This window comes from Clostridium nitrophenolicum (assembly GCF_055391695.1).
In genome coordinates this window covers 5,731,315-5,756,884 of record NZ_AP042469.1, presented here as the reverse complement: position 1 = coordinate 5,756,884, position 25,570 = coordinate 5,731,315, and the positions used below count along the sequence as shown (strand labels likewise).

At 33.2% G+C, this 25,570-nt stretch carries 20 protein-coding genes; all 20 read right to left on the bottom strand.

Translation table 11 applies throughout. From position 1 onward, the window contains the following. Nucleotides 1-51: 51 nt before the first annotated feature. The 20 genes from ACZ5N4_RS27420 to ACZ5N4_RS27325 all read right to left on the bottom strand — a co-directional run bounded on the left by ACZ5N4_RS27420 (nucleotide 52) and on the right by ACZ5N4_RS27325 (nucleotide 25,554). On the bottom strand, nucleotides 52-1,059 hold the full coding sequence (locus ACZ5N4_RS27420; RefSeq protein WP_464206001.1) for a proline racemase: 1,008 nt from the start codon (nucleotides 1,057-1,059) through the stop codon (nucleotides 52-54). Between the two features lie 12 nt (nucleotides 1,060-1,071). Continuing rightward, complete coding sequence (locus ACZ5N4_RS27415; protein WP_178906715.1) at nucleotides 1,072-1,542, bottom strand: glycine/sarcosine/betaine reductase component B subunit; 471 nt, start codon at nucleotides 1,540-1,542, stop codon at nucleotides 1,072-1,074. Between the two features lie 23 nt (nucleotides 1,543-1,565). After that, nucleotides 1,566-2,327 (bottom strand): proline reductase cluster protein PrdD, encoded by a 762-nt coding sequence (prdD, locus tag ACZ5N4_RS27410; protein ID WP_464205999.1) that lies wholly within the window; start codon nucleotides 2,325-2,327, stop codon nucleotides 1,566-1,568. Nucleotides 2,328-2,451: 124 nt separating this feature from the next. Continuing rightward, entirely contained in the window at nucleotides 2,452-3,177 is a 726-nt protein-coding gene (gene prdB / locus ACZ5N4_RS27405; RefSeq protein ID WP_178906713.1) for a D-proline reductase (dithiol) protein PrdB, read from the bottom strand. Continuing rightward, a complete protein-coding gene (locus ACZ5N4_RS27400; RefSeq protein ID WP_178906712.1) occupies nucleotides 3,177-3,437 on the bottom strand; it encodes a CBO2463/CBO2479 domain-containing protein in 261 nt (86 codons plus the stop codon). The genes prdB (ACZ5N4_RS27405) and ACZ5N4_RS27400 overlap by 1 nt, the downstream gene beginning before the upstream one ends. Before the next feature lie 9 nt (nucleotides 3,438-3,446). Then, nucleotides 3,447-5,561, bottom strand: coding sequence for a D-proline reductase (dithiol) proprotein PrdA (prdA, locus tag ACZ5N4_RS27395; protein ID WP_464205996.1), 2,115 nt, complete (start codon nucleotides 5,559-5,561; stop codon nucleotides 3,447-3,449). A gap of 15 nt (nucleotides 5,562-5,576) precedes the next feature. Continuing rightward, nucleotides 5,577-6,875: a proline reductase-associated electron transfer protein PrdC gene (prdC, locus tag ACZ5N4_RS27390; protein ID WP_246517675.1), complete on the bottom strand. Its 1,299-nt coding sequence runs from the start codon at nucleotides 6,873-6,875 to the stop codon at nucleotides 5,577-5,579. Between the two features lie 363 nt (nucleotides 6,876-7,238). After that, nucleotides 7,239-8,120, bottom strand: coding sequence for a TSUP family transporter (locus tag ACZ5N4_RS27385; protein WP_464205992.1), 882 nt, complete (start codon nucleotides 8,118-8,120; stop codon nucleotides 7,239-7,241). Nucleotides 8,121-8,213: 93 nt separating this feature from the next. After that, the gene (locus ACZ5N4_RS27380; RefSeq protein ID WP_464205990.1) at nucleotides 8,214-9,221 is read right to left on the bottom strand and encodes a proline racemase; all 1,008 of its coding nucleotides are present in this window, start codon (nucleotides 9,219-9,221) and stop codon (nucleotides 8,214-8,216) included. Between the two features lie 12 nt (nucleotides 9,222-9,233). Then, the gene (locus ACZ5N4_RS27375) at nucleotides 9,234-9,704 is read right to left on the bottom strand and encodes a glycine/sarcosine/betaine reductase component B subunit (protein WP_464205988.1); all 471 of its coding nucleotides are present in this window, start codon (nucleotides 9,702-9,704) and stop codon (nucleotides 9,234-9,236) included. A gap of 23 nt (nucleotides 9,705-9,727) precedes the next feature. Further along, nucleotides 9,728-10,483 carry a proline reductase cluster protein PrdD gene (prdD, locus tag ACZ5N4_RS27370; RefSeq protein WP_464205986.1) on the bottom strand — a complete coding sequence of 252 codons (756 nt, stop codon included), beginning with the start codon at nucleotides 10,481-10,483 and terminating at the stop codon, nucleotides 9,728-9,730. Nucleotides 10,484-10,613: 130 nt separating this feature from the next. Further along, the gene (gene prdB, locus ACZ5N4_RS27365; protein WP_464205984.1) at nucleotides 10,614-11,339 is read right to left on the bottom strand and encodes a D-proline reductase (dithiol) protein PrdB; all 726 of its coding nucleotides are present in this window, start codon (nucleotides 11,337-11,339) and stop codon (nucleotides 10,614-10,616) included. Then, a complete protein-coding gene (locus tag ACZ5N4_RS27360) occupies nucleotides 11,339-11,599 on the bottom strand; it encodes a CBO2463/CBO2479 domain-containing protein (protein WP_464205982.1) in 261 nt (86 codons plus the stop codon). Before ACZ5N4_RS27360 ends, prdB (ACZ5N4_RS27365) begins: the two co-directional genes overlap by 1 nt. Nucleotides 11,600-11,608: 9 nt before the next feature. Then, nucleotides 11,609-13,708, bottom strand: coding sequence for a D-proline reductase (dithiol) proprotein PrdA (gene prdA / locus ACZ5N4_RS27355; RefSeq protein ID WP_464205980.1), 2,100 nt, complete (start codon nucleotides 13,706-13,708; stop codon nucleotides 11,609-11,611). Nucleotides 13,709-13,725: 17 nt separating this feature from the next. After that, a complete protein-coding gene (prdC, locus tag ACZ5N4_RS27350; protein ID WP_464205978.1) occupies nucleotides 13,726-15,021 on the bottom strand; it encodes a proline reductase-associated electron transfer protein PrdC in 1,296 nt (431 codons plus the stop codon). A gap of 282 nt (nucleotides 15,022-15,303) precedes the next feature. Next, a complete protein-coding gene (gene prdR / locus ACZ5N4_RS27345) occupies nucleotides 15,304-17,055 on the bottom strand; it encodes a sigma-54 dependent transcriptional regulator PrdR (protein WP_464205976.1) in 1,752 nt (583 codons plus the stop codon). Between the two features lie 80 nt (nucleotides 17,056-17,135). After that, nucleotides 17,136-19,316, bottom strand: coding sequence for a hypothetical protein (locus ACZ5N4_RS27340; protein WP_464205974.1), 2,181 nt, complete (start codon nucleotides 19,314-19,316; stop codon nucleotides 17,136-17,138). Nucleotides 19,317-19,480: 164 nt separating this feature from the next. After that, nucleotides 19,481-23,563, bottom strand: coding sequence for an AAA domain-containing protein (locus ACZ5N4_RS27335; RefSeq protein WP_464205972.1), 4,083 nt, complete (start codon nucleotides 23,561-23,563; stop codon nucleotides 19,481-19,483). 178 nt (nucleotides 23,564-23,741) lie between these two features. Beyond that, nucleotides 23,742-24,347 carry a DedA family protein gene (locus ACZ5N4_RS27330; protein ID WP_464205970.1) on the bottom strand — a complete coding sequence of 202 codons (606 nt, stop codon included), beginning with the start codon at nucleotides 24,345-24,347 and terminating at the stop codon, nucleotides 23,742-23,744. Between the two features lie 208 nt (nucleotides 24,348-24,555). After that, the gene (locus ACZ5N4_RS27325; RefSeq protein WP_464205969.1) at nucleotides 24,556-25,554 is read right to left on the bottom strand and encodes a LacI family DNA-binding transcriptional regulator; all 999 of its coding nucleotides are present in this window, start codon (nucleotides 25,552-25,554) and stop codon (nucleotides 24,556-24,558) included. Between the last annotated feature and the right edge of the window lie 16 nt (nucleotides 25,555-25,570).

Genomic DNA, 25,570 nt, shown 5'->3' with positions numbered 1-25,570 from the left:
ATAGTCAATTATATTTAATCAACATCATTCTACATAATTTTTAAAATCTTCTTACTTTAATACAAATCCATATTTAACAGGATCTTCAGGGTCTATAAAGAATTGGTTGTGTCCTGTTATATATGCTGCTCCAGTTATTTCTGGGATTATAGCATCATAGTCTCCAACCTTAGTTTCTTCTAATACTCTTCCTTTAAACTTAGTTTGAATTATGCTTTCATATATGAAGTCTTCCTTCATTTTTAATTGACCTTTTGCATATAATGTTGCCATTTTAGCGCTTGTTCCTGTTCCACATGGTGATCTATCAAGCTGTCCTTGGCCAAATACAACTGCATTTTGCATTGTAGCATCTGCACTCTTAGCAGGTCCATATATTTCGCATAAATCAACAGTTTTTATATGTGGAAGTGTTGGGTGCTGTATTTCTATTTGCTCATTTACAGCTTTTATAACATTCATTCCAACTTCTATTAACTTTTGTGCACTTGCTGGGCTTATTTCTAATCCTAAATTTTCTGCTTTAACTATAGCAAAGAAGCTTCCTCCAAAGGATATATCCATTACTACTTTGCCTATTCCTGGCACATCTACTTCTACATCTCTCTTATAAAGGAATGCTGGTACGTTAACTATTGATACTTCCTTAGCTTTTCCGTTTTCTACTTTAACGCTTGCCTTAACTAATCCTGCTGGAGCTTCTAAAGTTAGGTTTGTAACTGGCTCAACTGCTGGAACCATTCCTGATTCTACTGCTACTGTTGCTGCTCCTATTGATCCATGTCCGCACATATTTAAATATCCGCCGCCGTCCATGAATATTATTCCTAAATCAGCTTCTTCTGTTGTTGGTTGAGTTACTATTGAACCGAACATGTCATTGTGTCCTCTTGGTTCTAGCATTATAGCTGTTCTTACCCAGTCAAGATGCTCTTCAAGATATGCTTTCTTTTCAGGCATTGTTTTTCCTGGTATATTAGGAACTCCTCCTACTACTATTCTTGTTGGTTCTCCCATTGTATGTGAGTCTATAGCAAATATTGTTCTTTCTGATTTCATTTTTCTGCCTCCCTATTTTTCTTTATTTTTCATTTTCAGTTTTAAGAATGCCAATGCTTTTTTAGCATCTAGCTCCACAACATTGTTTTCTCCCACAACTTCCGTTTCAATTCCTTCTTTAGACTTATTAAAGTCTACTATAGTATCCATATACTGATTTGTAACTACAAATTGAGCCTGTGTACCAACAAAGCTCATTCCAACAACGGGAATATCTCTTTTGCCTATTTCTTCTAACGCTGTAGCAAAATCAATATTGCTGTTACCCCAACCATCTATAGATACAATAGCTCCATCAGCTCTCATTCCTTCTATCCAGGCAGCTGCTCTTTGAGCAACAAAAACCTTGTCTTCATTTTCCTGAGGCGTTCCTGCAACTATGATTCCAAGAAGGTCTACATCTCCATCATTGGATACTACATTAAGTAAAGGATCTCTAAAATGATGTGAAGTAGTTTCTTTAGTAGATGGTCCAATACCCATATCCATCACCTCTGATTAACAGATTAGTGCATAGCTCTCAATGCACCATCTCTATATTCATTAGGACTTAATAATATAGGCATATTGCCCATATCAATTATTGACCTACATCCTAAAAATCCACCTGGCTCTTTTCCTAGAAGCCCTGTATCATACATAGCCCCTTGTCCTGCTACTTGTTTTAAAATAACAACTTTCTTCTTATCAGGTTTTATTTTGTCAAAATATTCGTACCTTTCGTTGCATAGTCTTCCATTCATTTTCTTTAAGTAAGCTCTTATTTCTTGTATTATTTTATCACAAGCTTCATGAGCTGACATAGGTCCTGGTCTACTTGTTCCTTTACCTGAGTGTAATGTAATATCTACATGAATTATAATATCATTTTTATCAGGAGTACCTGCTCTTCCGAATACAACCTGCTCTTTTAGTATACCTTCTGATGAACCAAATTCTGCAACTTGAATTCCATCTTCATCAACTCCTGTTAACATTACCATTACTCCCGTTAAAACATGAGTAATTCCTTCACCCATTCTTCCAAGAACTTTTGTAGCTACTGGAGAAAAATCCATTATTGAGTTAACAAATATGTTATGGTTATCTGGATTAACTATGCTTATATTTATATCTTTTATAAGCTTTTCATCTACTGAGGCATTATCTCCTATATCTTTTCTTAGATATAAGATGCCATTTTCAATGTATGTTTTTTCGGAAAATTCAACTCTTTTTATATGAAAAGTCTTTATTGTAAGTCTTCTCATCTCTATTTCTTTTTCCACACATATCACCACATCTTTAATTTAAATATACTTTATATAATTACAAGCCCCACATATGGGGACTTGTAATTATACTTATATTTCATAGTAACTTTTTCTTATATTTCGAAAAAGTATGCACTAATTAAACTTTTGCTATATATTCGTATGGAAGTGGAACTATTGTTCCTGCTGTTGGTATTTTAATTAATTCTTGTAATGTTTCTTTTACTATTGCTGTTTGCATAGCAGGATCATTTGGAGCTCCTGCATTAGCACCCATTGGAACTCTTGGAGCAACTGCTCTTGGAGTACCTGTTTGTTTAACTACTGGAGGTAACGCTGCTATAACTATAGTAGGTATACCTGCCTCTTCGATTGCTCTCTGCACCAATACTGCAGAGCGGTGGCAAGTTCCTCATCCAGCAGTTAATACAACTGCATCTACGCCTTCGTCTTTTAATATCTTAGCGATAGCTGGGCCTGTTTCATTCTTGAATTTTTCTTGGTTTCCGCCGCCGCCCATGAATCCTACATGAGTTGGAGCAACTTCTTTTATAAATCCTTCTGCTGCAAGTTCTCTTAATCTATCTATTGGGAACATGCAGTTAACGTCTTTATTAACGTCTCCGTTATCGTATCCACCGTGTGATACCATAAGTTCGCCTGATGGAGCATCTCCTGGTATTGTTCTGTAAGTAAAGTCTCCTGCTAAGTTAAATCTCTTATCTGACTTTAAGTGTACTCCTGCTGCTGTAGCTAAAGCTACTTTCATGTCTTTAAGTTCTTTTGTTACAGGAGTCCAAACTGGTGGTGGAGTTATAGGAACAAATATTTCTGATTGTAATCCTTTAACAACTGTTAAATCCATTATATTTTTCCTTCCTTTCTATTTCTTATATCTATATTACTAACATATTTTTCATTGACTTCTTCTGAAAGAACTTCTAAGAAGCTCATTTTGAAGCCAACTTCCTGACCTACCTTTAACGGATAGTCAGTTATTAACATTCTCATAGGTACTTTCAAGTAACCTAATCTTCCTTTAAGATCTAATGCTACAGCGCCATCTTGTATTTCAACAATTACGCCTTGCATTTCGATAATCTTATCACCGTATTTTAAATCCATATAAAACGCCTACTTTGTTGAGTATTTTTCTAATCTCTTTTGGCTCATAGGAACAACTGTTTCGTTTTCAACTCTTTCAATTGATTTTCCAGCAGCTTTTTCTATTGACTCAAGATTGCTTTCCTTAACGTTTGGATTCCATTTTCTTTCTGAAGCCTTAACTTCTTCTCCAGCCATAGCTGTCTTTAACATTCCTAATGCTCTTACAGCATCTTCTGGACATAAAGTGTTGCATGATAGAACTTCGTTTTCTATACCAGCTTCTGACTTGTTGTTATCAACCATATATTTCATGTATGGGTTACCAACAACTAGAGCTCCTTGAACTGCACAGAATGACATACCTACACAAGGTATTCCTCTCATACCGATTTGCTCAATGTGGCTTGCAAAGTCAATGTGGTTGTTTCCAAATCCTTCTGTTGTAACAACTGCTCCATCAACGTCCATAGCTTCCACAGTCATACCTAATCTTTCTGATACATAGAACTTTTCACTGTTTATTTGAGGGCTTCCTACAAATATAACTCCACAAAGGTCTACTTCTGGATCATTCATAGCTTCCATTACTAATGGCTCTCTCCAGTAGTGTCTTGAACACTCTTTTGATGCAGGTCCTATACAAGTTAATGCGTGGATACCTCCATCTAATACTTCAAGTGGTGATAAAACTACTGGAACGTTTCCTAAGTCAACGTTTGGTTTTCCACCAAGTACTCCAACTGGTTCAACTGGTAGTATTAAGTTATCGTGCATAGCACCTTGACCCATTATTTCCTTAACAACTACAACTTTTTTCTTTCCTGGTCTTCTCTTTTGCTCAAATACTTGTGTGCTTGCAACTAGAGAATCATCAAGTTTCTTTAACGCTTCTCTGATTTCTTGAGTAATAAAATCAGTTGCAGTATGAGCAGCAAGTGGACCTGGTCTTTCCATGTTTGTTCCAGCTGCAATTATAACTTCAGTCTTTATGAATATTTCTCCTTTGTCTGGAGCTCCTGGTCTACCAAATTGGATGTTTTCTTCTAAGATACCTTCTGATGAACCGAATTCTCCTATTTGAACTCCATTTTCATCAGTACCTGTAACTACTACTATAACACCATCAATTACTCTAGTGTTTCCTACACCTATTTTGCTGTCTGCTTCTTTAGTTGCTATTGGTTGAACGTCCATTATTGTTTCACTGTATGTGTTGTACTTATCTGGAGTTATGATATCAATCTTTATAGATTTAACTAAATCACTTACTTTTGCAGCATCATCGGAAACATTTTCTCTTATATAAAGAGTTGTTCCTTCGATTTTTGTCTCTGGTCCAAATTCTACTTTGTCAATTTTGAAGTATTTTCTTGTAAGACTTCTTAAAACTTTCTCTTCAAGCTTAACTTCTTTAGCTGCTGGAACCTCTGCTGCAGCAACAGCTTTTTGAGCCTTTACTGCTAATGGAGCTTGTGGTACAGCTGGTGCTGCTGGAGTTGTTCCTCCAATATTTAAAGGTACTTCGATATCAATACCTTTTCCTTCAGCTATCTTAATTCTAAGAACGCCGCCGGATACACTTGTTGTTGCTTTTGGTGCTTCTGCCATTGTTATTTCCTCCTCATATCCTTCTAACATATCAGGTGTTACAGGAGTTAATGCTGGTGCATCTACTCTTAATGTTGCTCCAATAACTTCTTCTCTTGTTAAAACTGCATCATGTAATGTTAATAATAATGAGTCTTCAAGTTTTTCAAAGTTCATTGGGTTTTCTAAATCTTCAACACTAATAGTGTCTCCTGCTTTTTTATTGTATTTTAAAACTGCTTTTTCGCTTCCCTCAGTTAACTCTTCAGCTGCTGCTTCTGTTTTTTCTTCGGAAGTCATTACACTAGCTCCTTCTACAAGATCTGGAGTTATAGGTGTAAGTGAGTCTATTGTTTTAAGTAATTTTGCTCCTAAAACCTCACCTATCTTTAAGCAGTTATCTGGTATAGTTAAAAGTCCTGAATCCACCATATCAGGGAATATGCCTGGATCCTCTAAATTGTCTGCTGATATTACTGTTCCTTCTTCAGTTCTACAACATACAACAGCTAACTCATTTTTAAGCTCCATTGCATGTTCAGCGCTCATTGACATATTGGGTTACCTCCTTTATTCTTCGTCTAGTCTTCTTGTTAATGTATGATCAACTGTCCTAAATATATGGTCTGTATGATGATATACAGGCAGACCAGCTTTTGGTGCACAGTTCATAACGGTATTTGAGCAGTCACTGCAATTAGATATTAATACTCTTTCTGCTCCTTCTTTCTTTAGCTGCAAAACTGCAGCCGTTTGGCCTGGTCATTCTCCAGGTGTCTTACATTTTGCTACACCTTTGTTTTCCACTATGTTTTTACAATTTACAACTGAGACTACATCTGATCCCATTTTGTTAGCTATGTCTCTTAATCTTGCTTCATTTGCTCCGCAAGCACATACTAAAAGTCCCATCTTTCCTTTATACTCTGGAAGAGGTATAGTTACAATAGCTCCACCTGAAGTCTTTGTAACCATGGCTTTTTCTAATTCTTCGGATTTTCCAGTGTATGGTCCACCTACTACAAGTTCACCATATTCACCTTTAATTCCGCCAGCTTTTTCTACTAAGCTTTTTATAGATGTTCCAACTGGAACTTGGAAAAATACGTGAGAGTCTTTTCCACTCTTAAGCTTTCCTGCTACAGTTATATCTTTATCTATAACTGGCTTTCTATCTTCAACAGCTCTAGTAATGTTAGCAAGAGTTTCGCCATTCATTACAACACATTTTGCTTCTAGTGGAAGCTGATTTGGTTCAAGCCATTTTCCAAATATACCATTTATTAATGCTCTTTCTTCTCCCATTGGATAAAGGTTTTTTAACTCACTAACCTCTATATCAGTTCTTCCTTTTAATGCATCCTTAAGAGAAGCTACTGCCTTTTTGTTTTTAGCTTTTATTCCTATATAGCCTTTAGGAGCTCCTGTTGCTTTCATTGCATACTCTATGCCTCTAATAACTATTCCTGGATTCTTTTCTAGCAATTCTATGTTATGTCTAAGAACAGGTTCACACTCAACACAATTTGCAATAATATATCCATCTGGAATATTAGCTTTTATTTTAACATGAGTTGGAAATCCTGCTCCACCAGCCCCAATTATGCCAGCCTCATATATGCTATCAATTATACTGTCACACTCTTTAATTTTTACATAGTCCTCTGACTGAGTATCATAAGCCTCGATAACGATTTCAGTATCAGTTATATCTGTTACTTTTCCTGATACACTCGTATGAATTCTTGCACCTAGACCTGTTGGTTCAGCAATGCATTCTCCCCTCTTAACTTCCTGACCTACCTTAACAATCGCAGCATCAGGTGCACCAATGTGCATTTTAAGGGGGAACTTATATAAAGTTGCCATATGATCCCTCCTACTTTTTTTTACATAATTTTTATAAGCAACTTTCATGCCAATAAAATTAGTTTCTCTTGAACAGCTATAAAATATGCTAATACAATGCTTTGTGGGCTATATGGATTTTTTATAGATGTAAATAATATGTGATTTGTGTAGTTTTTTTTGACACATAATATCCAAAAAATCGTCACATTATGCTAAGTTTTGCTTATCATCTAAAAAAATCAGTATATTTTGTCATTTTTACAGTCAAAAAACTGACACCATTAAGCATTCATTTATATTTTGTTTTATCACACAAAATTTATGTAAAAAAATAATGGCTATACATGGTGTAATCACCATGTATAGCCATTAGACTTTTGATTAAACTGAAACCTCTGCATCTGTTTTCTTAGTTGCTGATCTAAACATCATTACAGAAGTGTAAAGAATAACTACTATAACTAACCATGTTAATATCTTTAAAGGAAGTGATTTTACAATATATGCAGCTATAAGAACACCTACAGCTCCAAATATAGTTATAGCCATAGAGGCTTTTCTATCATATGCTCCTTCTTTAACGAATTTAGCTGATGCAACTGGCATTAAGAATGCACAGGATCCCATCATTATTGGGAATGCTACTTTAGGGCTCATTCCAAGTGCAAATACTAGTGCCATACATGGAGCATAAAGTCCTATTCCTAGTGTCATAAGTGCTCCTAATATAAAGTTAACTATTACCGCTATTATAAGTTTTGCTCCTGTAAGCCCTATAGCATCTCCGCCTACAGGCATTAATTTCAATTGACTTGCAAGCATCAATAATGCTACTACTAATAATGCTATTCCCATTCCAATTTGTACCTTTTTCTCATCAAGTTTCGAAACAATACCTGCACCTATAAATGCTCCTACAGTAGCTGAAATTAACATTGCAAACAAAGTTACTGTTTCAACTTTTATAACAGTTATGAATATTAGCGCTTCCACAACTACTGGAATTGTACACGCTACATTAAGAGTACCTGGTATTGTTCTATCTTTGCTAAGTTTAAAGAACTTAAGTAACGCTGTAGTAGGAGCAAAGCTACCAATACCAAGGGTATCTAAAAAGTTTGTTAAAAATCCTACTGCTCCAAGCGCAAAGAAATTTGTCTTTTCAAGGTTTCCCTCTTTTGATGTTTTAGCATAGTCTTTAAAGAACACAATTGCAAAATAAATTGTCAAAAGCAGAAGTAATCCAGATACTACTTTAACCATTATAAGTCCCCTCCATATTTTATAATTATTTTTGTAATACTAATTTATTTTATTTTGATACAAAATATTACTTAATTAGAAATTTTTCTAGTGTTATTTTAGTATAAATCCGTGTTTAACAGGATCTTCAGGGTCTATAAAGAATTGGTTGTGTCCTGTTATATATGCTGCTCCAGTTATTTCTGGGATTATCGCATCATAGTCTCCAACCTTAGTTTCTTCTAATACTCTTCCTTTAAACTTAGTTTGAATTATGCTTTCATATATGAAGTCTTCCTTCATTTTTAGTTGACCTTTTGCATATAATGTTGCCATCTTAGCGCTTGTTCCTGTTCCACATGGTGATCTATCAAGCTGTCCTTGGCCAAACACAACTGCATTTTGCATTGTTGCATCTGCACTCTTAGCAGGTCCATATATTTCACATAGATCAACAGTTTTTATATGTGGAAGTGTTGGATGTTGTATTTCTATTTGCTCATTTACAGCTTTTATAACATTCATTCCAACTTCTATTAACTTTTGTGCACTTGCTGGGCTTATTTCTAATCCTAAATTTTCTGCTTTAACTATAGCAAAGAAGCTTCCTCCAAAGGATATATCCATTACTACTTTGCCTATTCCTGGCACATCTACTTCTACATCTCTCTTATAAAGGAATGCTGGTACGTTAACTATTGATACTTCCTTAGCTTTTCCGTTTTCTACTTTAACGCTTGCCTTAACTAATCCTGCTGGAGCTTCTAAAGTTAGGTTTGTAACTGGCTCAACTGCTGGAACCATTCCTGATTCTACTGCTACTGTTGCTGCTCCTATTGATCCATGTCCACACATATTTAAATATCCGCCGCCGTCCATGAATATTATTCCTAAGTCAGCTTCTTCTGTTGTTGGTTGAGTTACTATTGAACCGAACATGTCATTGTGTCCTCTTGGTTCTAGCATTATAGCTGTTCTTACCCAGTCAAGATGCTCTTCAAGATATGCTTTCTTTTCAGGCATTGTTTTTCCTGGTATATTAGGAACTCCTCCTACTACTATTCTTGTTGGTTCTCCCATTGTATGTGAGTCTATAGCAAATATCGTTCTTTCTGATTTCATTTTTCTGCCTCCCTATTTCTCTTTATTTCTCATTTTCAGTTTTAAGAATGCCAATGCTTTTTTAGCATCTAGCTCCACAACATTGTTTTCTCCTACAACTTCAGTTTCAATTCCTTCTTTAGACTTATTGAAGTCTACTATAGTATCCATATACTGATTTGTAACTACAAATTGAGCCTGTGTACCAACAAAGCTCATTCCAACAACATGAATATCTCTTTTGCCTATTTCTTCTAACGCTGTAGCAAAATCAATATTACTATTACCCCAACCATCTATAGATACAATAGCTCCATCAGCCCTCATTCCTTCTATCCAGGCAGCTGCTCTTTGAGCAACAAAAACCTTGTCTTCATTTTCTTGCGGCGTTCCTGCCACTATGATTCCAAGAAGATCTACATCTCCATCATTAGACACAATTTCAACTAGTGGATCTCTGAAATGATGTGAAGTAGTTTCTTTAGTAGATGGTCCGATTCCCACATTTATCACTCCTGATTAACAGATTAGTGCATAGCTCTCAATGCACCATCTCTATACTCATTAGGGCTTAATAATATAGGCATATTACCCATATCAATTATTGATCTGCATCCTAAGAAACCACCTGGCTCTTTTCCTAGAATCCCTGTATCATACATACAGCCTTGTCCTGCTACTTGTTTTAAAATAACAACTTTCTTCTTATCAGGTTTTACTTTATCAAAATATTCGTACTTTTCATCGCATAGTCTTCCATTTAACTTTTTTAGAACTTCTCTTATTTCTTGTATTATGACATCACATGCTCTATGAGCCGCCATAGGGCCAGGTCTCCTACTGCCCTCTCCATCTTTTAAAATAACATCCACATGTATTATAATGTCATTCTCTGAAGGTGTACCTCTTCGACCAAATTTAACTTGTTCCTTTAATATTCCTTCAGAAGATCCAAACTCTGCAACCTGTACTCCTTTTTCGTCAATACCTGTTAACATTACCGTTACTCCTGTTAAAACATGAGTAATCCCTTCACCTAATTTTCCTAATACCTTTGTAGCTATTGGAGAAAAATCCATTATTGAATTCACAAATATGTTATGGTTGTCCGGATACAAAATATTTATTTTTAGCTTATCAATTAAATCTTCTTCTTTTATTGAATCTATTGATGCGTTATTTCTTATATATAGTACTCCATCTTTTATATAGGTTTTTTCTGCAAGTTCAACCTTTTCAATATGAAAAGTCTTTATTACCAGACGTCTCATTTCCTTTTCCAAGCAAAACCACCACGCTTTTAAAATTATCTTTGTCAACTAATAAAAATAATACGACGTATTATTTTTTAGAGGACAATTGTCAATTGTCCTCTGTCAATTGATAAAAATTTTGTGTAGCAAAATTTTTATTTTATACTTTAGCTATATATTCATATGGTAGAGGAACTATCGTTCCTGCTGTAGTTATCTTTGTTAATTGGATTAATGCATCCTTAACTATACCTGTTTGCATTTCTACATCATGTGGTTTTCCTGCATTAGCACCCATTGGAACTCTTGGAGCAACTGCTCTTGGAGTACCTGTTTGTTTAACTACTGGAGGTAACGCTGCTATTATTATAGTAGGTATTCCAGCTTCTTCTATTGCTCTCTGCACCAATACTGCAGAGCGGTGACAGGTTCCTCATCCAGCAGTCATTAAAACTGCATCTACGCCTTCGTCTTTTAATATTTTTGCAATAGCTGGACCTGTTTCTTCTCTGAATTTTTGTTGGTTTCCGCCGCCGCCCATGAATCCTACATGAGTTTCAGCAACTTCTTTTATAAAGCCTTCTGCTGCAAGTTCTCTTATTCTATCTATAGGGAACATACTGTTGATGTCTTTATTAACATCGCCATTATCATATCCACCGTGTGATACCATAAGCTCTCCTGATGCTGTATCACCTGGTACTGTTCTAAAAGTAAAATCTCCTGCTAGGTTAAATCTTTTGTCTGACTTCAAGTGTACCCCTGCTGCTGTAGCTAATGCTATTTTCATATCTTTAAGTTCTTTTGTCACAGGAGTCCAAACTGGTGGAGGTGTTATAGGAACAAATATTTCTGATTGCAATCCCTTAACAACAGTTAAACTCATTATAAATTACCTTCCTTCCGATTTTTTATATCTATATTACTAACGTATTTTTCGTTAGCTTCTTCTGATAAAACTTCTAAAAAGCTCATTTTAAAGCCAACCTCCTGACCAACCTTTAAAGGATAGTCAGTTATCAACATTCTCATAGGAACTTTCAAGTATCCCAATCTTCCTTTAAGATCTAATGAAACGCAACCATCATGGACTTCCACAATTATACCTTGCATTTCGATAATCTTATCACCGTATTTTAAATCCATATAAAACGCCTACTTTGTTGAGTATTTTTCTAATCTCTTTTGGCTCATAGGAACAACTGTTTCGTTTTCAACTCTTTCAATTGTTTTTCCAGCAGTTTTTTCTATTAACTCAAGATTGCTTTCCTTAACATTTGGGTTCCATTTTCTTTCTGAAGCTTTAACTTCTTCTCCATCCATAGCTGTCTTTAACATTCCTAATGCTCTTATAGCATCTTCTGGACATAAAGTGTTGCATGATAAAACTTCGTTTTCTATACCAGCTTCTGACTTATTGTTATCAACCATATATTTCATGTATGGGTTACCAACAACTAGAGCTCCTTGAACTGCACAGAATGACATACCTACGCAAGGTATTCCTCTCATACCGATTTGCTCAATGTGGCTTGCAAAGTCAATGTGGTTGTTTCCGAATCCTTCTGTTGTAACAACTGCTCCATCAACGTCCATAGCTTCTACAGTCATACCTAGTCTTTCTGATACATAGAACTTTTCGCTGTTTATTTGAGGACTTCCTACAAATATAACTCCGCAAAGATCTACTTCTGGATCATTCATAGCTTCCATTACTAATGGCTCTCTCCAGTAGTGTCTTGAACACTCTTTTGATGCAGGTCCTATACAAGTTAATGCGTGGATACCTCCATCTAATACTTCAAGTGGTGATAAAACTACCGGAACGTTTCCTAAGTCAACGTTTGGTTTTCCACCAAGTACTCCAACTGGTTCAACTGGTAGTATTAAGTTATCGTGCATAGCACCTTGACCCATTATTTCCTTAACAACTACAACTTTTTTCTTTCCTGGTCTTCTCTTTTGCTCAAATACTTGTGTGCTTGCAACTAGAGAATCATCAAGTTTCTTTAACGCTTCTCTGATTTCTTGAGTAATAAAATCAGTTGCAGTGTGAGCAGCAAGTGGACCTGGTCTTTCCATGTTTGTTCCAGCTGCAATTATAACTTCAGTCTTTATGAATATTTCTCCTTTGTCTGGAGCTCCTGGTCTACCAAATTGGATGTTTTCTTCTAAAATACCTTCTGATGAACCGAACTCACCTATTTGAACTCCATTTTCATCAGTACCTGTAACTACTACTATAACACCATCAAGTACTCTCGTAGTTCCTGAACCTAGTTTGCTGTCTGATTCTTTAGTTGCTATTGGTTGAACGTCCATTATTGTTTCACTGTATGTGTTGTACTTATCTGGAGTTATGATATCAATCTTTATAGATTTAACTAAATCCCTTACTTTTACAGCATCATCGGAAACATTTTCTCTTATATAAAGAGTTGTTCCTTCAATTTTTGTTTCTGGTCCAAATTCTACTTTATCAATTTTAAAGTGTTTTCTTGTAAGAGTTCTTAGAACTTTTTCTTCAAGCTTTACTTCACTAACAGTATCTGCTGCAGCAGCTTTTTCTACTTTTACGGCTTTATCAGCCTTTACTGAAACTGGTGCTGCACATTGTGCTGGTGTACTTACAGAATTTAAAGGTACTTCTATATCTATCCCCTTACCTTCTGCTATCTTAATTCTTAAGATACCATTGGTTACACTTGATGTTGCTTTTTGTGCTTCTCCCATATCAACTTCCTCCTCATATCCTTCTAGCAATTCAGGATTCACAGGTGTTAGAGCTGGAGTATCAAATTTTAATGCTTGTCCAATAACTTCCCCTCTACTTAAAACTCTATCAGTTAATTCTATCAATAATGAGTCTTCAAGTTTTTCAAAATTCATTGGATTTTCTAAATCCTCTATACCTATAACCTGACCTGCTTTTTTATTATATTTTAAAACTGCCTTTTCCTCTGCTTCAGTTAACTCCTCTACTTTTTCTTCTTGAGCTGTAACTTTAACGCCTTCTAAAATATCTGGAGTTAATGGAGTAAGAGAATCGATAGTTTTTAAAAGCTTTGCTCCTAAAACCTCTCCTATTTTAAAACAATTATCTGGTATAGTTAAAAGCCCCGAATCAACCATATCTGGAAATATAGCCGGGTCTTCTAAATTAGCTGCTGATATTATTGTTCCTTCTTCAGTCCTACAGCATACTACAGCTAATTCATTTTTAAGCTGTTCTGCATGTTCAGCACTCATTGACATAAGTACATTACCTCCTTCTATTCTTCTAATCTTCTAGTTAATTTATGGTCAACTGTCCTAAAAATGTGGTCTGTATGATGATATACTCCAAGACCAGCTTTTGGGGCACAACTCATAACTGTATTTGTACAATCACTACAATTAGATATTAATATTCTTTCTGCTTCTGCCTTCTTTAACTGCAAAACTGCAGCTGTTTGGCCCGGTCATTCTCCCGGAGTTTTACACTTTAGAGCACCTTTAACATGTTCTACATTCTTACATTCAACAGCGGTAACTATATCTGAATTCATTTTTTCTGCTATTTCTCGTAATCTTTCTTCGTTAGCACCACAAGCACAAACTAATAGTCCTAACTTTCCTTTGTATTCTGGTAATGATATAGTTACTATAACTCCGCCTGAAATCTTTGTTACGGTTGAATTTTCTAATTCTCCTGATTTTCCTGTATATGGTCCACCTATTACAATTTCACCATACTCTCCATCTATGCCACCGCACTTTTCTATAAGGCTCTTTATACTACTTCCCACAGGTACATCAAAGAATACATTTGGTTCTTTTCCTGATTTAAGTTTTCCTATTACGGTTATATCTTTATCTATTACTGGCTTTCTTTCCTCAACAGCCATAGTTATATTTGCTAAAGTTTCTCCATTCAAAACTACACACTTGGCATCAAGTGGTAATTGTGTAGGCTCTAGCCATACTCCAAATATTTCATGTATAATAGCTCTTTCTTCTCCCATTGGATACATATCTCTTAACTTCTTAATTTCTATTGAGCTATTACCATTTAAGCATTTTTCCAATGATGCTATAGCTTCTGGATGTTTGGCCTTTATAGCTATGTATGCTTTTTTAGAACCAGTAGCCTGCATAGCATATCTTATACCTTTAACTACTAGCTCTGGATTTTCTTCTATTCTTTTTATGTTGTGATGAAGTACAGGTTCACACTCAACACAATTAGCCACAATATATCCATCAGATATTTGTGCTTTTAATTTAATATGAGTTGGGAAGCCTGCTCCTCCAGCTCCAACGATTCCAGCTTCGTATACTGAATCCACGATGCTTTCACATTGTTTTATTTTTACATAATCTTCTGATTGAGCTTCATCAGCTTGTATAACGATTTCATTAGCTGTAATCTTAGATACTGTCCCAGAAATACTACTATGAATCTTTGCTCCTAGCCCATTTGGCTCTGCAATACATTCCCCTCTTTTAACCAGCTGGCCTTCTTTAACTGTAGGGACATCTGGTGCACCTACATGCATTTTGAGAGGGAAATAATAATAAGCTCCCATGTAATCCCTCCTAGTAATTTATATTTCATAATTAATAGCCAGCATATTCCATGCCAATTATATGTATATTATTTAAAATTTTTATAAGTATTACAAATACTGTATTCGACAGCTATAACCAAATCTTATACCTTTTTATACATAATATTCCTTTTCAAAATATTGACACAATTTTAGCTGTAATTTATTTACAGATAGCTATATTACTGGGTTAAGAATAAAAAACAGCTATGTCCAAAAATGGACACAACTGTCAAAAATTTAAAAACTTAGATATATAGTTTATTCTATATTATACTTTCCTAATTTATAATATAGAGTACTTCTTTTAATATTTAATATTTTAGCAGCTTGTTGTTTATTACCATTAACCATACTCATTACATCTTTAATGGTTCTTTTTTCAACATTCTCAACAATTCTTTCAAGATCATGTTGATTTTCTCCCATATCTTCATTATCAGATGCACTTTCTAAAATATATTCAGGAATAGAGTCTACTGTTATTTTTCCGTCATTGGACAGTACAACCATTCTTTGAATTACATTTTTTAGCTCTCGTATATTACCATCCCACTTATAATTAATTAGTATTTTGTACACTTTTTCCTCTATATCGTTTATTTTAATGTCTTCTTGTTTTGAGACTTGTTCTAAAAATAGATTGCACAAATCCTTTATATCTTCCCTTCTATCTTTAAGGTCCGGGAGATGGATTTGAACTACTGCTAGTCTATAAAATAAGTCTTCTCTAAATTTGTCTTCAGATATTAATTTTTTTAAATCTCTATTAGTTGCGGCTATTATTCTCGTATCTGTGGTTACAGGTTTTTCACTTCCAAGCCTATATATAATCCCATCCTGTAAAACTCTCAAAATTTTTGCCTGCATTTCCAGTGGCATGTCTCCTATTTCATCAAGAAATAAAGTTCCCCCATTAGCAAATTCAAATTTACCTATCTTCCCTTTTCTTATAGCTCCAGTAAATGCACCTTCCACGTATCCAAAAAGTTCACTTTCAAACAAACTCTCAGGTATTGCGCTACAGTTAATTGCTACAAAGTTGCCAGTTCTACCGCTGGCCTCGTGAACGGATCTAGCAAAAACTTCTTTACCAGTTCCGCTTTTACCTGTTATAAGAACACTAGTTGATGTTGGTGCTACCTTTTCTGCAATAGCAATAGATTCTATTATCTTCTTATTTTTTCCGATAATAGATGGGAAATTATATTTAGATGCTATTTCTTTTTTGTATGCATTTTCTAAAAGTTCTACCTTTTTCTTCTCATACTCAAGCTGCTTTGTTAAATTTTCAGCATCAGTGATATCTCTGTCTGTAGATACCACGGCAATCAAATTACCCTTTGAATTATATAGCGGAACAGCACTTAATGCTACTAATTTCCCTTCAACGGGCTCATGGCATACGTTATCTACTCTTTTTTCTGTTTTTAGTACTTGTATGCTTAATGCATTTGGGAAAAAATCCTCTAAACTCTTGTCTATTATATCCTCAACAGTTACTCCATAGAGCTTCTCTGCACTTTTATTCCAATATCTTACTATTCCATTTTCATCACATATACACACAGCTTCATGTAAGTTATCAAACACATTACTCTGAAGATTAAATAACTCATCCATCTTTAAGTAAAAGGTATCTCTTATATTATTACTAGTTACAATTCCTACTACTCTTTCATCTTCTATTACAGGTAGTCTACCTATATTATTTTCTAGCATAATATCTCTAGCTTCTCTTGCAGATGAGTCTAGATCAATGGTTATTACATTCTTATGCGCAAAATCAACTATAGGTGAGTCAAAGGATATATTTCTCTTTTTAATTTTTGCCATATCATTCATAGTAAAAATTCCTTGTAACTTATGGCCTTCATCTGTAATGACAACTTCATCTTTATATCCTTCTATCATCATATACAGTGCCTCTTTTACGCTTGTATCAACATCAACTTTTATAAAGTCTTTTGTCATTATATCCTTAACTCTATATATTAATTCAGCTATGCTCACTTCTTCACCTACTTTTTTACTTCTATGATTTAATTATATTAATAACTGTTATATAATACAATGAAAATTTTATCCTGTAACTAAGGTAGCTGAGCACCTGAATTAATTTCTATTTCGAGTTTTTCATTATGATAAATGTGTCTTAATATATGTTTGATGTTTATTTTTTTATTGCCCATATATATATTAGCATGATATTTTGAATAAAGCTCAAAAATTTTTCCCACTTTAATTAAAGTCTTATCTAATAGGCCTAGATTCCCATCATTTAGTTCTAAGTAAGTTCTCTTAAATTCTAATTCCACTACTTCCATAAACTCATCTATACTTATACTTTCTAAACTAAGATTGCTTTTGACCCTTGCAACTATAACTAGGTCATAATTCATTTTATCCCTTCTATTATCTATAAGCCCTGCTCGCAGCTCTGTATGGATTGGGTAGGTTTTTTCAACTGAAAAACCTGATTCAATTAGAGCTTCCATTAATACTTGCCATCCTTCTACGGTACTATTATTGTAAGTAAGTATTAATGGAGATTCATCTTTTAGTACTCTTCTGGTTTCCTTAAAGCATTTAGTTAATTTGAATTGAAATTGCTGCATAGTTATCCCTCTTACATTATTTACAGTAACTTCACTATTAAACAGTATATGCTCCTGACCAAAAAAATTATATTTGTTCTTTAGTATCATTCTATCCCAAACATAAAAAAACTCACTTATTTCACTATAGTTTATAGCTGAATAGTATGGTGGATCTGTAACTACAGCATCTATAGATTTATCTGGTAAAAAAGATAAATCATCTGCACTGCCGCACTCTAACATAGTATTTTTATCAGAACTTATCAACTCTTGGAAATTATCAGTAAATTCCGAATAAAATTTTTCATCTTCTAATATTACATTCTTATTCTTTCCACCTATACTTTTTCTTTCGTAAGGGCAATAATTGAACTCTTTACTTTGAATAAAAGACTTGAAATATTTCACAAAACTTCCTCTTCCAAGTTTTGTACCCCATATATTATTTTCTACGGGATTCATTACCGGAGCCATGTGATGATCACCAAATAATGGTTCTACCTTCCCGCATTGTGAATTATATATACAAAACATGTTATTGGCATTTATAGTGTTTGAAAATACGCATAAAAGTAACTCCTTAATTTTTTCATCTTCAATTTTATCTATTTCTTCTATAAGCCTAGATAAGTAATAGAGTTGCCTATAGTTAAACATCTGATTCCAGTAATTATAATTATGATTTCTAATTTGCTTCGTATTATATCCATCTGGTATTTGAACATCAGGAATAAATTTACCTATCCTATGACTTAAACTTTGATATTTCGTTTTAATATCCCTATATTTATCGAAATCGTTTTTATCAGGTATTTTAAAACCTTTCTCTCCTGTTTTAGGATCATAGTATTGAATTGCGTAGATCTCCGCTGAAAGTGGGTCTTTTCTTTTTTTCATTATATCTTTCATCAAGTTCCACTTTCCACCACAATTATCACATATAAAGTTTCTACCTTTATAAACGCCTGTATCCTTATCAAATTTATAGCTACAGTCTTTACATATTAGAATCTTTTCATTTCCTCTTACTATTTTTCCGCACTTAGGACATATATTATAGTTATCAAAATTTTTTTTAATTAGCTTCGTAATAGAATAGGATGGAAACAACTTAATGTATCTGCCACAGTTAGGGCACTTAGCTTTCTTTACCCAAAGTACATACATTATATCAACTTTTCGATTTGTATTTTCATTGTAATCATATATTTCAGTGGTGTATTCCTCTTTTATTTCATTACCTATATTATTTTCTATCCTAGTAAATTCAAGCTGCAGCTTCTTTATCATTTCTTGCTGCCAATTGTCTTTATCTAGTTCTGGTATTTGAAGTTCATTTTTTGTTATAAACCAAGCAACTGGATTGATATCTATGCCTATGGCTTTCCCACCAAGTCTAAGAGTATTTACTAGTGTAACTCCTCCCCCCATAAATGGATCCAGTATTACCTTGCCTTCTAGTAGCTTTGGATTATTCCTATAGTATATATTGTGAAAATCGCTCACTTTCTCTTTATCTAGTTCCAATGATAAAAGAATGCTTCGAAATATAGCATCTGTTTTTCTGCCAAACCACTTATGTATTTGATATATGGGTTTCTTACTATTTGCTTCTTTTTTAGATATTTTCGATACGAATTCTATGGGAATATTACTATTTATAGACTTTAACATATCCAATCACCCTTATATAAAATAATAAAATACATTGAAATCACATATTGCTTTTTATACAGAAGCATGTCTGCATAAAAAGCAATATCATAAATTAATATATTCAGCAGTATATTCCGTCTACTTTTAATTATAAATGTAATAATCATTATTTTAAATACAATTTATACGACTTTTAATTGTTCTGCTATTAAATTTTTATTTTTGTATTGTTCCATATCGTTATTCTTTAACTTTTGCCATAACTTATCCATAGTCTTTTCAGGATTATAGTAAAACTCACTTGGTCTTATTCTTAAGAATGTCCACCCTATTCTTTCTAATTCCATCTGTGCTTCTAATCTCTCTTCCCAGTCGTAACTTTCGTTAAGCATCCCTCCCTCACATATGATTGCTATTTTATTTGTTGAGCCTTCTACCACAAAGTCTATTTTATATCTTCCTATTTTAACTTGAGAGGCTAATTCAATTCCTTTATCACTAATCATATTATATACGTCTTTTTGAAATCTCGTTTGAAAAGCGTAATTAATATTTGTATTATGACAATTAACTTTATCATAGTTTAAACAATAATTTAGAAGAGAATATCTAATACATTCTGTATTAAGCTCCTCTAAATCTATTGAATAAATTAGCCACATCTGATTTCTAGCCCTGCTCGCTGCTACATTAAACCTTCTAATATCTGACTCTTTGGTCAAAGACGTAAATTTTACATTATTTGAAATAACCATTGATAAAAACATTATGTCTCTTTCATCCCCTTGGAAGGAATAGGCATCTCCGCATATAAGTTTTCTTTTTATCATCTCTTCTTCACCTATTTTTTCTCTTATCATACTTTCAATCAGTTCACCTTGAGATTCTCCAAGAAGAGATATAGCCCCCATTGTCATTCCTGTATATCGCCTATCTCTGCAGCATTCCGCTACTTTATTTGCTATAAACTCTGCCTCTGGAATATTAATTGGCTTGCTTTGCTCTCTGTACCCGTTGTCAATCTTTACTGGTACTACAGGAGGATAGAAAGCCTCATAGGATTTAAGATATCTTAAAGGCTTTATATCTCCAGCATAGCAGTTATCATTGCTAAACTTAATTATTTCTGGTACACATCTAAAGTGTTCTCTAAGCATTAATCTATTAGGAAAAACTCTTAGTGCAGTATCGTAAAGGCTAGTCTGAAGGTCAAACCATTCGTTTTGAGGTATATCCCTTAAATGTTTGTTAATTAGCCCCTGTATAAACCCTTGATCTATTCCTATGACTTCCGGGCTTATCTGCTTATCATCTCCTACTATAATAGCTTTCTTTGCCCTCATTAATGCACATATTGAAAATATATCACTTTGACTGCTTTCATCAAATATAATTACATCAAATAAGTCTCTTGATAGTTTTATATTTTCAATTACTCTATTTAAAGGCATAATCCATACTGGAATTATTCTTTTACACTTCTCCATCTCATCCTGAGCTATTCTTCTATAGTTTGAAGCCATTTTTCCAGTACCTTTGCCAATCCTCTTTACCGCTTGCATCCATGCAAATAGACTTCTCTTTTCACTTTCTGTAGTTTTTAATATTTGGTTATACCAAGTTTTTTTTGCTACTAGTTCTTTTATCAACATTTTTTCTCTTCTTTTTTCCTCAGATATAGCTTCTTCAATAGAGTCAATATTTAACTTATGAACATCCTTTAATAAAGATCTCCACTCCGCCCATTTCCATGCGCTAGACCAATTTTTAAAGAGCGATCCAGCATTTTCCCACTGGTTAAGTATCTTTTGGGCTGTATTCGGACAGGCTTCTTCTAATTTTCCTATAAGATTATCAAGCTCTATGAACTTGCTTTTTATAATTTTAAAATTATCGATTTCCTTTAGCGCATCATTAATCTTAACTAAATTCATCTCTCCAACAGCATCGTATAATTGTTCTAACTTTCCTGTAGCCAAAATAAGCTTTTTCAAAACATCAATATATGCTTTTAGATTGTTATACTCATCTATTTTCTTTATACATTTAACACCTTCGATTAAGTAGTCATAAGTTTCTTTTTTATACCAATCTATATTTATTGATATAGATATTTTACCTAATGCTGCTATTACTTCTTTTTTATAATTTTTATCCCACTGAACAATACTATCCAAGTGTTTTATATGCTGTTCTATTTTAATCATTTGAAGATTGTTCTTATAAGCTTCTGATATTTCACTTTCATATTCCTTAATCGTATTATTCCAAAGCGTTGTTAGATCTCTAACTATAAGCTTTTCTTGAATATACAGTTTTAATATAAAAGCTTGATCTAAAGTCTCTAGCGGTTTGTAATCTATTATACATTCATTAATTATATAATTAAATTCGGGATGAATAATTCTAAAAAACTTACCTATTTTTTTCTTTGAATTTATATTTTCATATAGAATATCAAAATCCTTATTAAGTTTATCTATATCAACCTTATCAGGTAATTCCACACTATGATTCCTTAATTCATTTCTTATTTTCCCCAACACTAACATATAATCATTAGATTTATGCCATAAATCAATCATAGAATCATGCACTATTTTACTTTCATAATATTTTGCAAATATATTGCTAAATATGCTATTTTCTAGCTCGCATATTGAATTTTTACATTGTACTAATAATTGTAACAATCTGTCATAGTTACATCTGTCTTTATCAGGTATACGCCAATTCTTTATATATTTTATACAGTTCTCATATTCATTACTTATTTCTTTAAACCTAATTATTTTTTGGCATATTTCTTTACTTTTAGGCAACTTATCTACCATAACCTTTAATGTATCAAAGTTATTTTTTTCATCTTTACTAATTCTGCTTAATAAAAAAGTCAGTCTTTCAAACTCTAATTCTGATATAGGCATTTTTTTCTCAAAGCTAACTTTATCTTCTATCCAAGAGCATTTTTCTTTGTTTCTTTTAACCCAAGCTGCAATATCTATAATCTTATATTTTTCATTGTTATAATTTATAACTTCATTTTCTATATGCTGAATTTCCTTAAATTGGTTATACAGAAGTTCTTGGTTTTTTTTACATTTGTCTAATTCTAACTTTAAGTCTTGGATTTCTTCATATAAATTTTTAGGATTTACAGAAAGATTGTCAGATATTTTTTTTACCGCCTCATTAAGCTTTTTTAATGAAGCAATATCATTCCCTAAAACACTCATGCATAGTGGCTGAACCTGTTCAGGTATCTTATCTGCTAGAACCTTTAGTGCTCTATCCGTTTGGCTAGTTACGAGCACTCTCTTCCCATGAGCTAATAAATGGCATATTAGGTTTGCTATTGTATGACTTTTCCCTGTTCCTGGAGGACCTTGTACTACTACTCCATAATTTTCACATATTCTTTCCACTACCTCCCTTTGCTCCGAATTAGATGACAATGGAAATAACACATCTTTATGTACTTCACTCCACTCCTTTAAATCTTCTTTACTTTGTTCTATTTTCTCATCATTGACTAGCGACTTAATAGTTTTAGGTATTGGTTGTCCATTATTCACCTCATTTATAATATTATTGAGTTCCAGCTGCCATAATCTCATATTGTTTTTTCTAATTAGAATTACAGGTATATTATAAATTACAGGATCACTTGACAAAGCTATTTTATCTATTGGAACTCTTAGCTTTTCAAATCTCCCATTAGGACTTAAGTATGATACTATTTCTGTCAATATGTCTTCTATTTCATTCATATTTCGTGGATCAAAATTTATATCTTTTAATTTTCTTTCTATGTCAAGTATGCTGTATGAATTAGGTATATCCATTCCATCGAATATATTAGCTTCCATAATTGTTTTATTATCTGGAATTAAACTAAATATATTACTGTTAGCATTAAAATCTAGTTTCATTCTTGTTGTTAGGACAGGATGCATTATTTTCTCATTGTTAAAATTCCAAGCTACGAGTCCATGTCCCCATACAATCTCTACACTTTCTCCTTTTTTCTGAAACTCCAGAAAAAGTTTAAAAAATTGTTCATATATGCTTTTACACTTTTTACTTATTTCAAGCCACCAGTCTTTGTCATTACTTTTATTTATGTTGCATCCAATAGTTTTGCAAAGATCTTCTTCCCAGTATATCTTTTCATAGTCCCAAACAGTCCTTATTATTTTCTCATTTAAATTCTTTACATTTAATAGATAAGAAAATAACTGTATTACTTTGTCTTTGTAGTCCATTATTTTCCCTCCCATAATATTAACCTATAAGTATATTTGCTTTCTTGTAAAATTATACCATTTATAGTGATGTTATTCAAAATTTTCGTTAAACATATTTCAAATATAACTGACAGCTTTTTTAGACTTATTTCTAAAGAAAGAGCTCAATGAACTATAAAAGTTCATTGAGCTCTTTTTATTCAGTAACATTTTTAAATTTTCCTATACCTATATATATTATGTATCCAACTATAGCAATTGCTACAACTATGTCTGCAATATGGAACCATGGACGTATTGCAACCCAATTCTCTCCCATTTTATATCCAGCATATCCAAGAATTATACTCCATATTAATGATCCTAAAAATGTGTATATAGTAAACTTCTTAAAGTCCATCTTGCTTATACCTGCTGGTAAAGATATAAAAGTTCTTATTATAGGTAGTAATCTAGAATAAAAAACAATTTTTTCACCATATTTGTTGAAATATTCGTCACTTTTCTCTATTTTAGATTTAGATAGCCTTAATTTATCTGCGTATTTTTCAACTAATGGCCTTCCACCGTATTTTCCTAAGTAGTATGCTCCAATTGATCCTACAGTACCTCCTAAAGTTCCCATCATTATCATCCAGAATAAATTTAGTCTTCCGGTATAACTTAGATAACCCCCAAAAGGAAGGATGGCTTCGCTTGGTATTGGAATACATGCACTTTCTAATGCCATTCCCCAAAATATCCCCCAATACCCTAACTTATCTAGAACTAAAATAACTACATTTATTAAACTTTCTATCATATATAACTTCCCTTCTTAAGACACATGAAAATATACTGTCATACTGGCTTGTCATTTGTTTGAGTGTGCCTAACTTTAGCATATTAAAATCTATATTAAACACCAATAACTTTCCAAATTGCTTATAGGTTTACTCAATTATTAACCGTAAGATTATTTTCACAAATAATCTTACGGTTAAATCATACTTCTCAAATAAAATATTTTGTTATTTTTTACATGAGTTTCTTTCTACTAATTCATGATCTAAAACATAATTTTTAAGTTCTAGCTCCTGCTTATTTATAATTTTTATAAGCATTCTCATACCTACTGAACCCATATCATACATAGGTTGAGCTATCGTTGTAAGTTTTGGATAGAAAACAGAAGCTGAGTAAATATTATCAAAACCTATAACATCTACTTCTTCAGGAACTTTTACATCTTTATCTCTCAATGCATTTATTGCTCCCATTGCGATCTCATCACTAGCACAAAATACAGCATCTAAACTTTCGTTTTGAAGGATGTTATTCATACCTTCATATCCATCTTGTGCCTTTAATCCTCCAAAATATACAATTTTCTCATTCAATTCAATATTATTTTGCTCTAAAGCTTTCTTGTATCCTATGTACCTTAAGGCACTAGCATGCTCTGCATCTTCATGAGTTCCTATATAAGCTATCCTTTTGTTGCCCTTTCTAATTAGATAATCTACGCCATCAAAAGCAGCTTTTTCATTATCTATAGTTACACTTGGAATATCCCCTTCTCTACTTGTAGTTTCAACTAAAACCATTGGAAGTTCTAGTTGGTTTATAAGTTCTAAAATATTCGGTTCAAGGGAAGTACTCATATATAGAACTCCATCTACCATCTTTTCTTTTAAAACTCTTAGATACTCTATTTCTTTTTCTGGATCTAAATCTGTATTACATAGCATTATATTATAGTTATATATATTAGCTACATCTTCTGCCCCTCTCACTATTTCAGGGTAAAACTGACTTGATATATCTGGTATTATTATACCTATTGTTCTTGTTTTCTGAGTCTTTAGACTCCTAGCTACTATATTTGGTCTATACCCTAACTTATTTATAGCTTCTAAAACCTTTTTTTTAGTTTCTTCATTTACCACATCTACATCATTTAGTACTCTTGAGACTGTAGCGATTGATACGCCTGCTTCTTTTGCTACATCCTTAATTGATGCTGCCATTTTATCAACTCCCGAT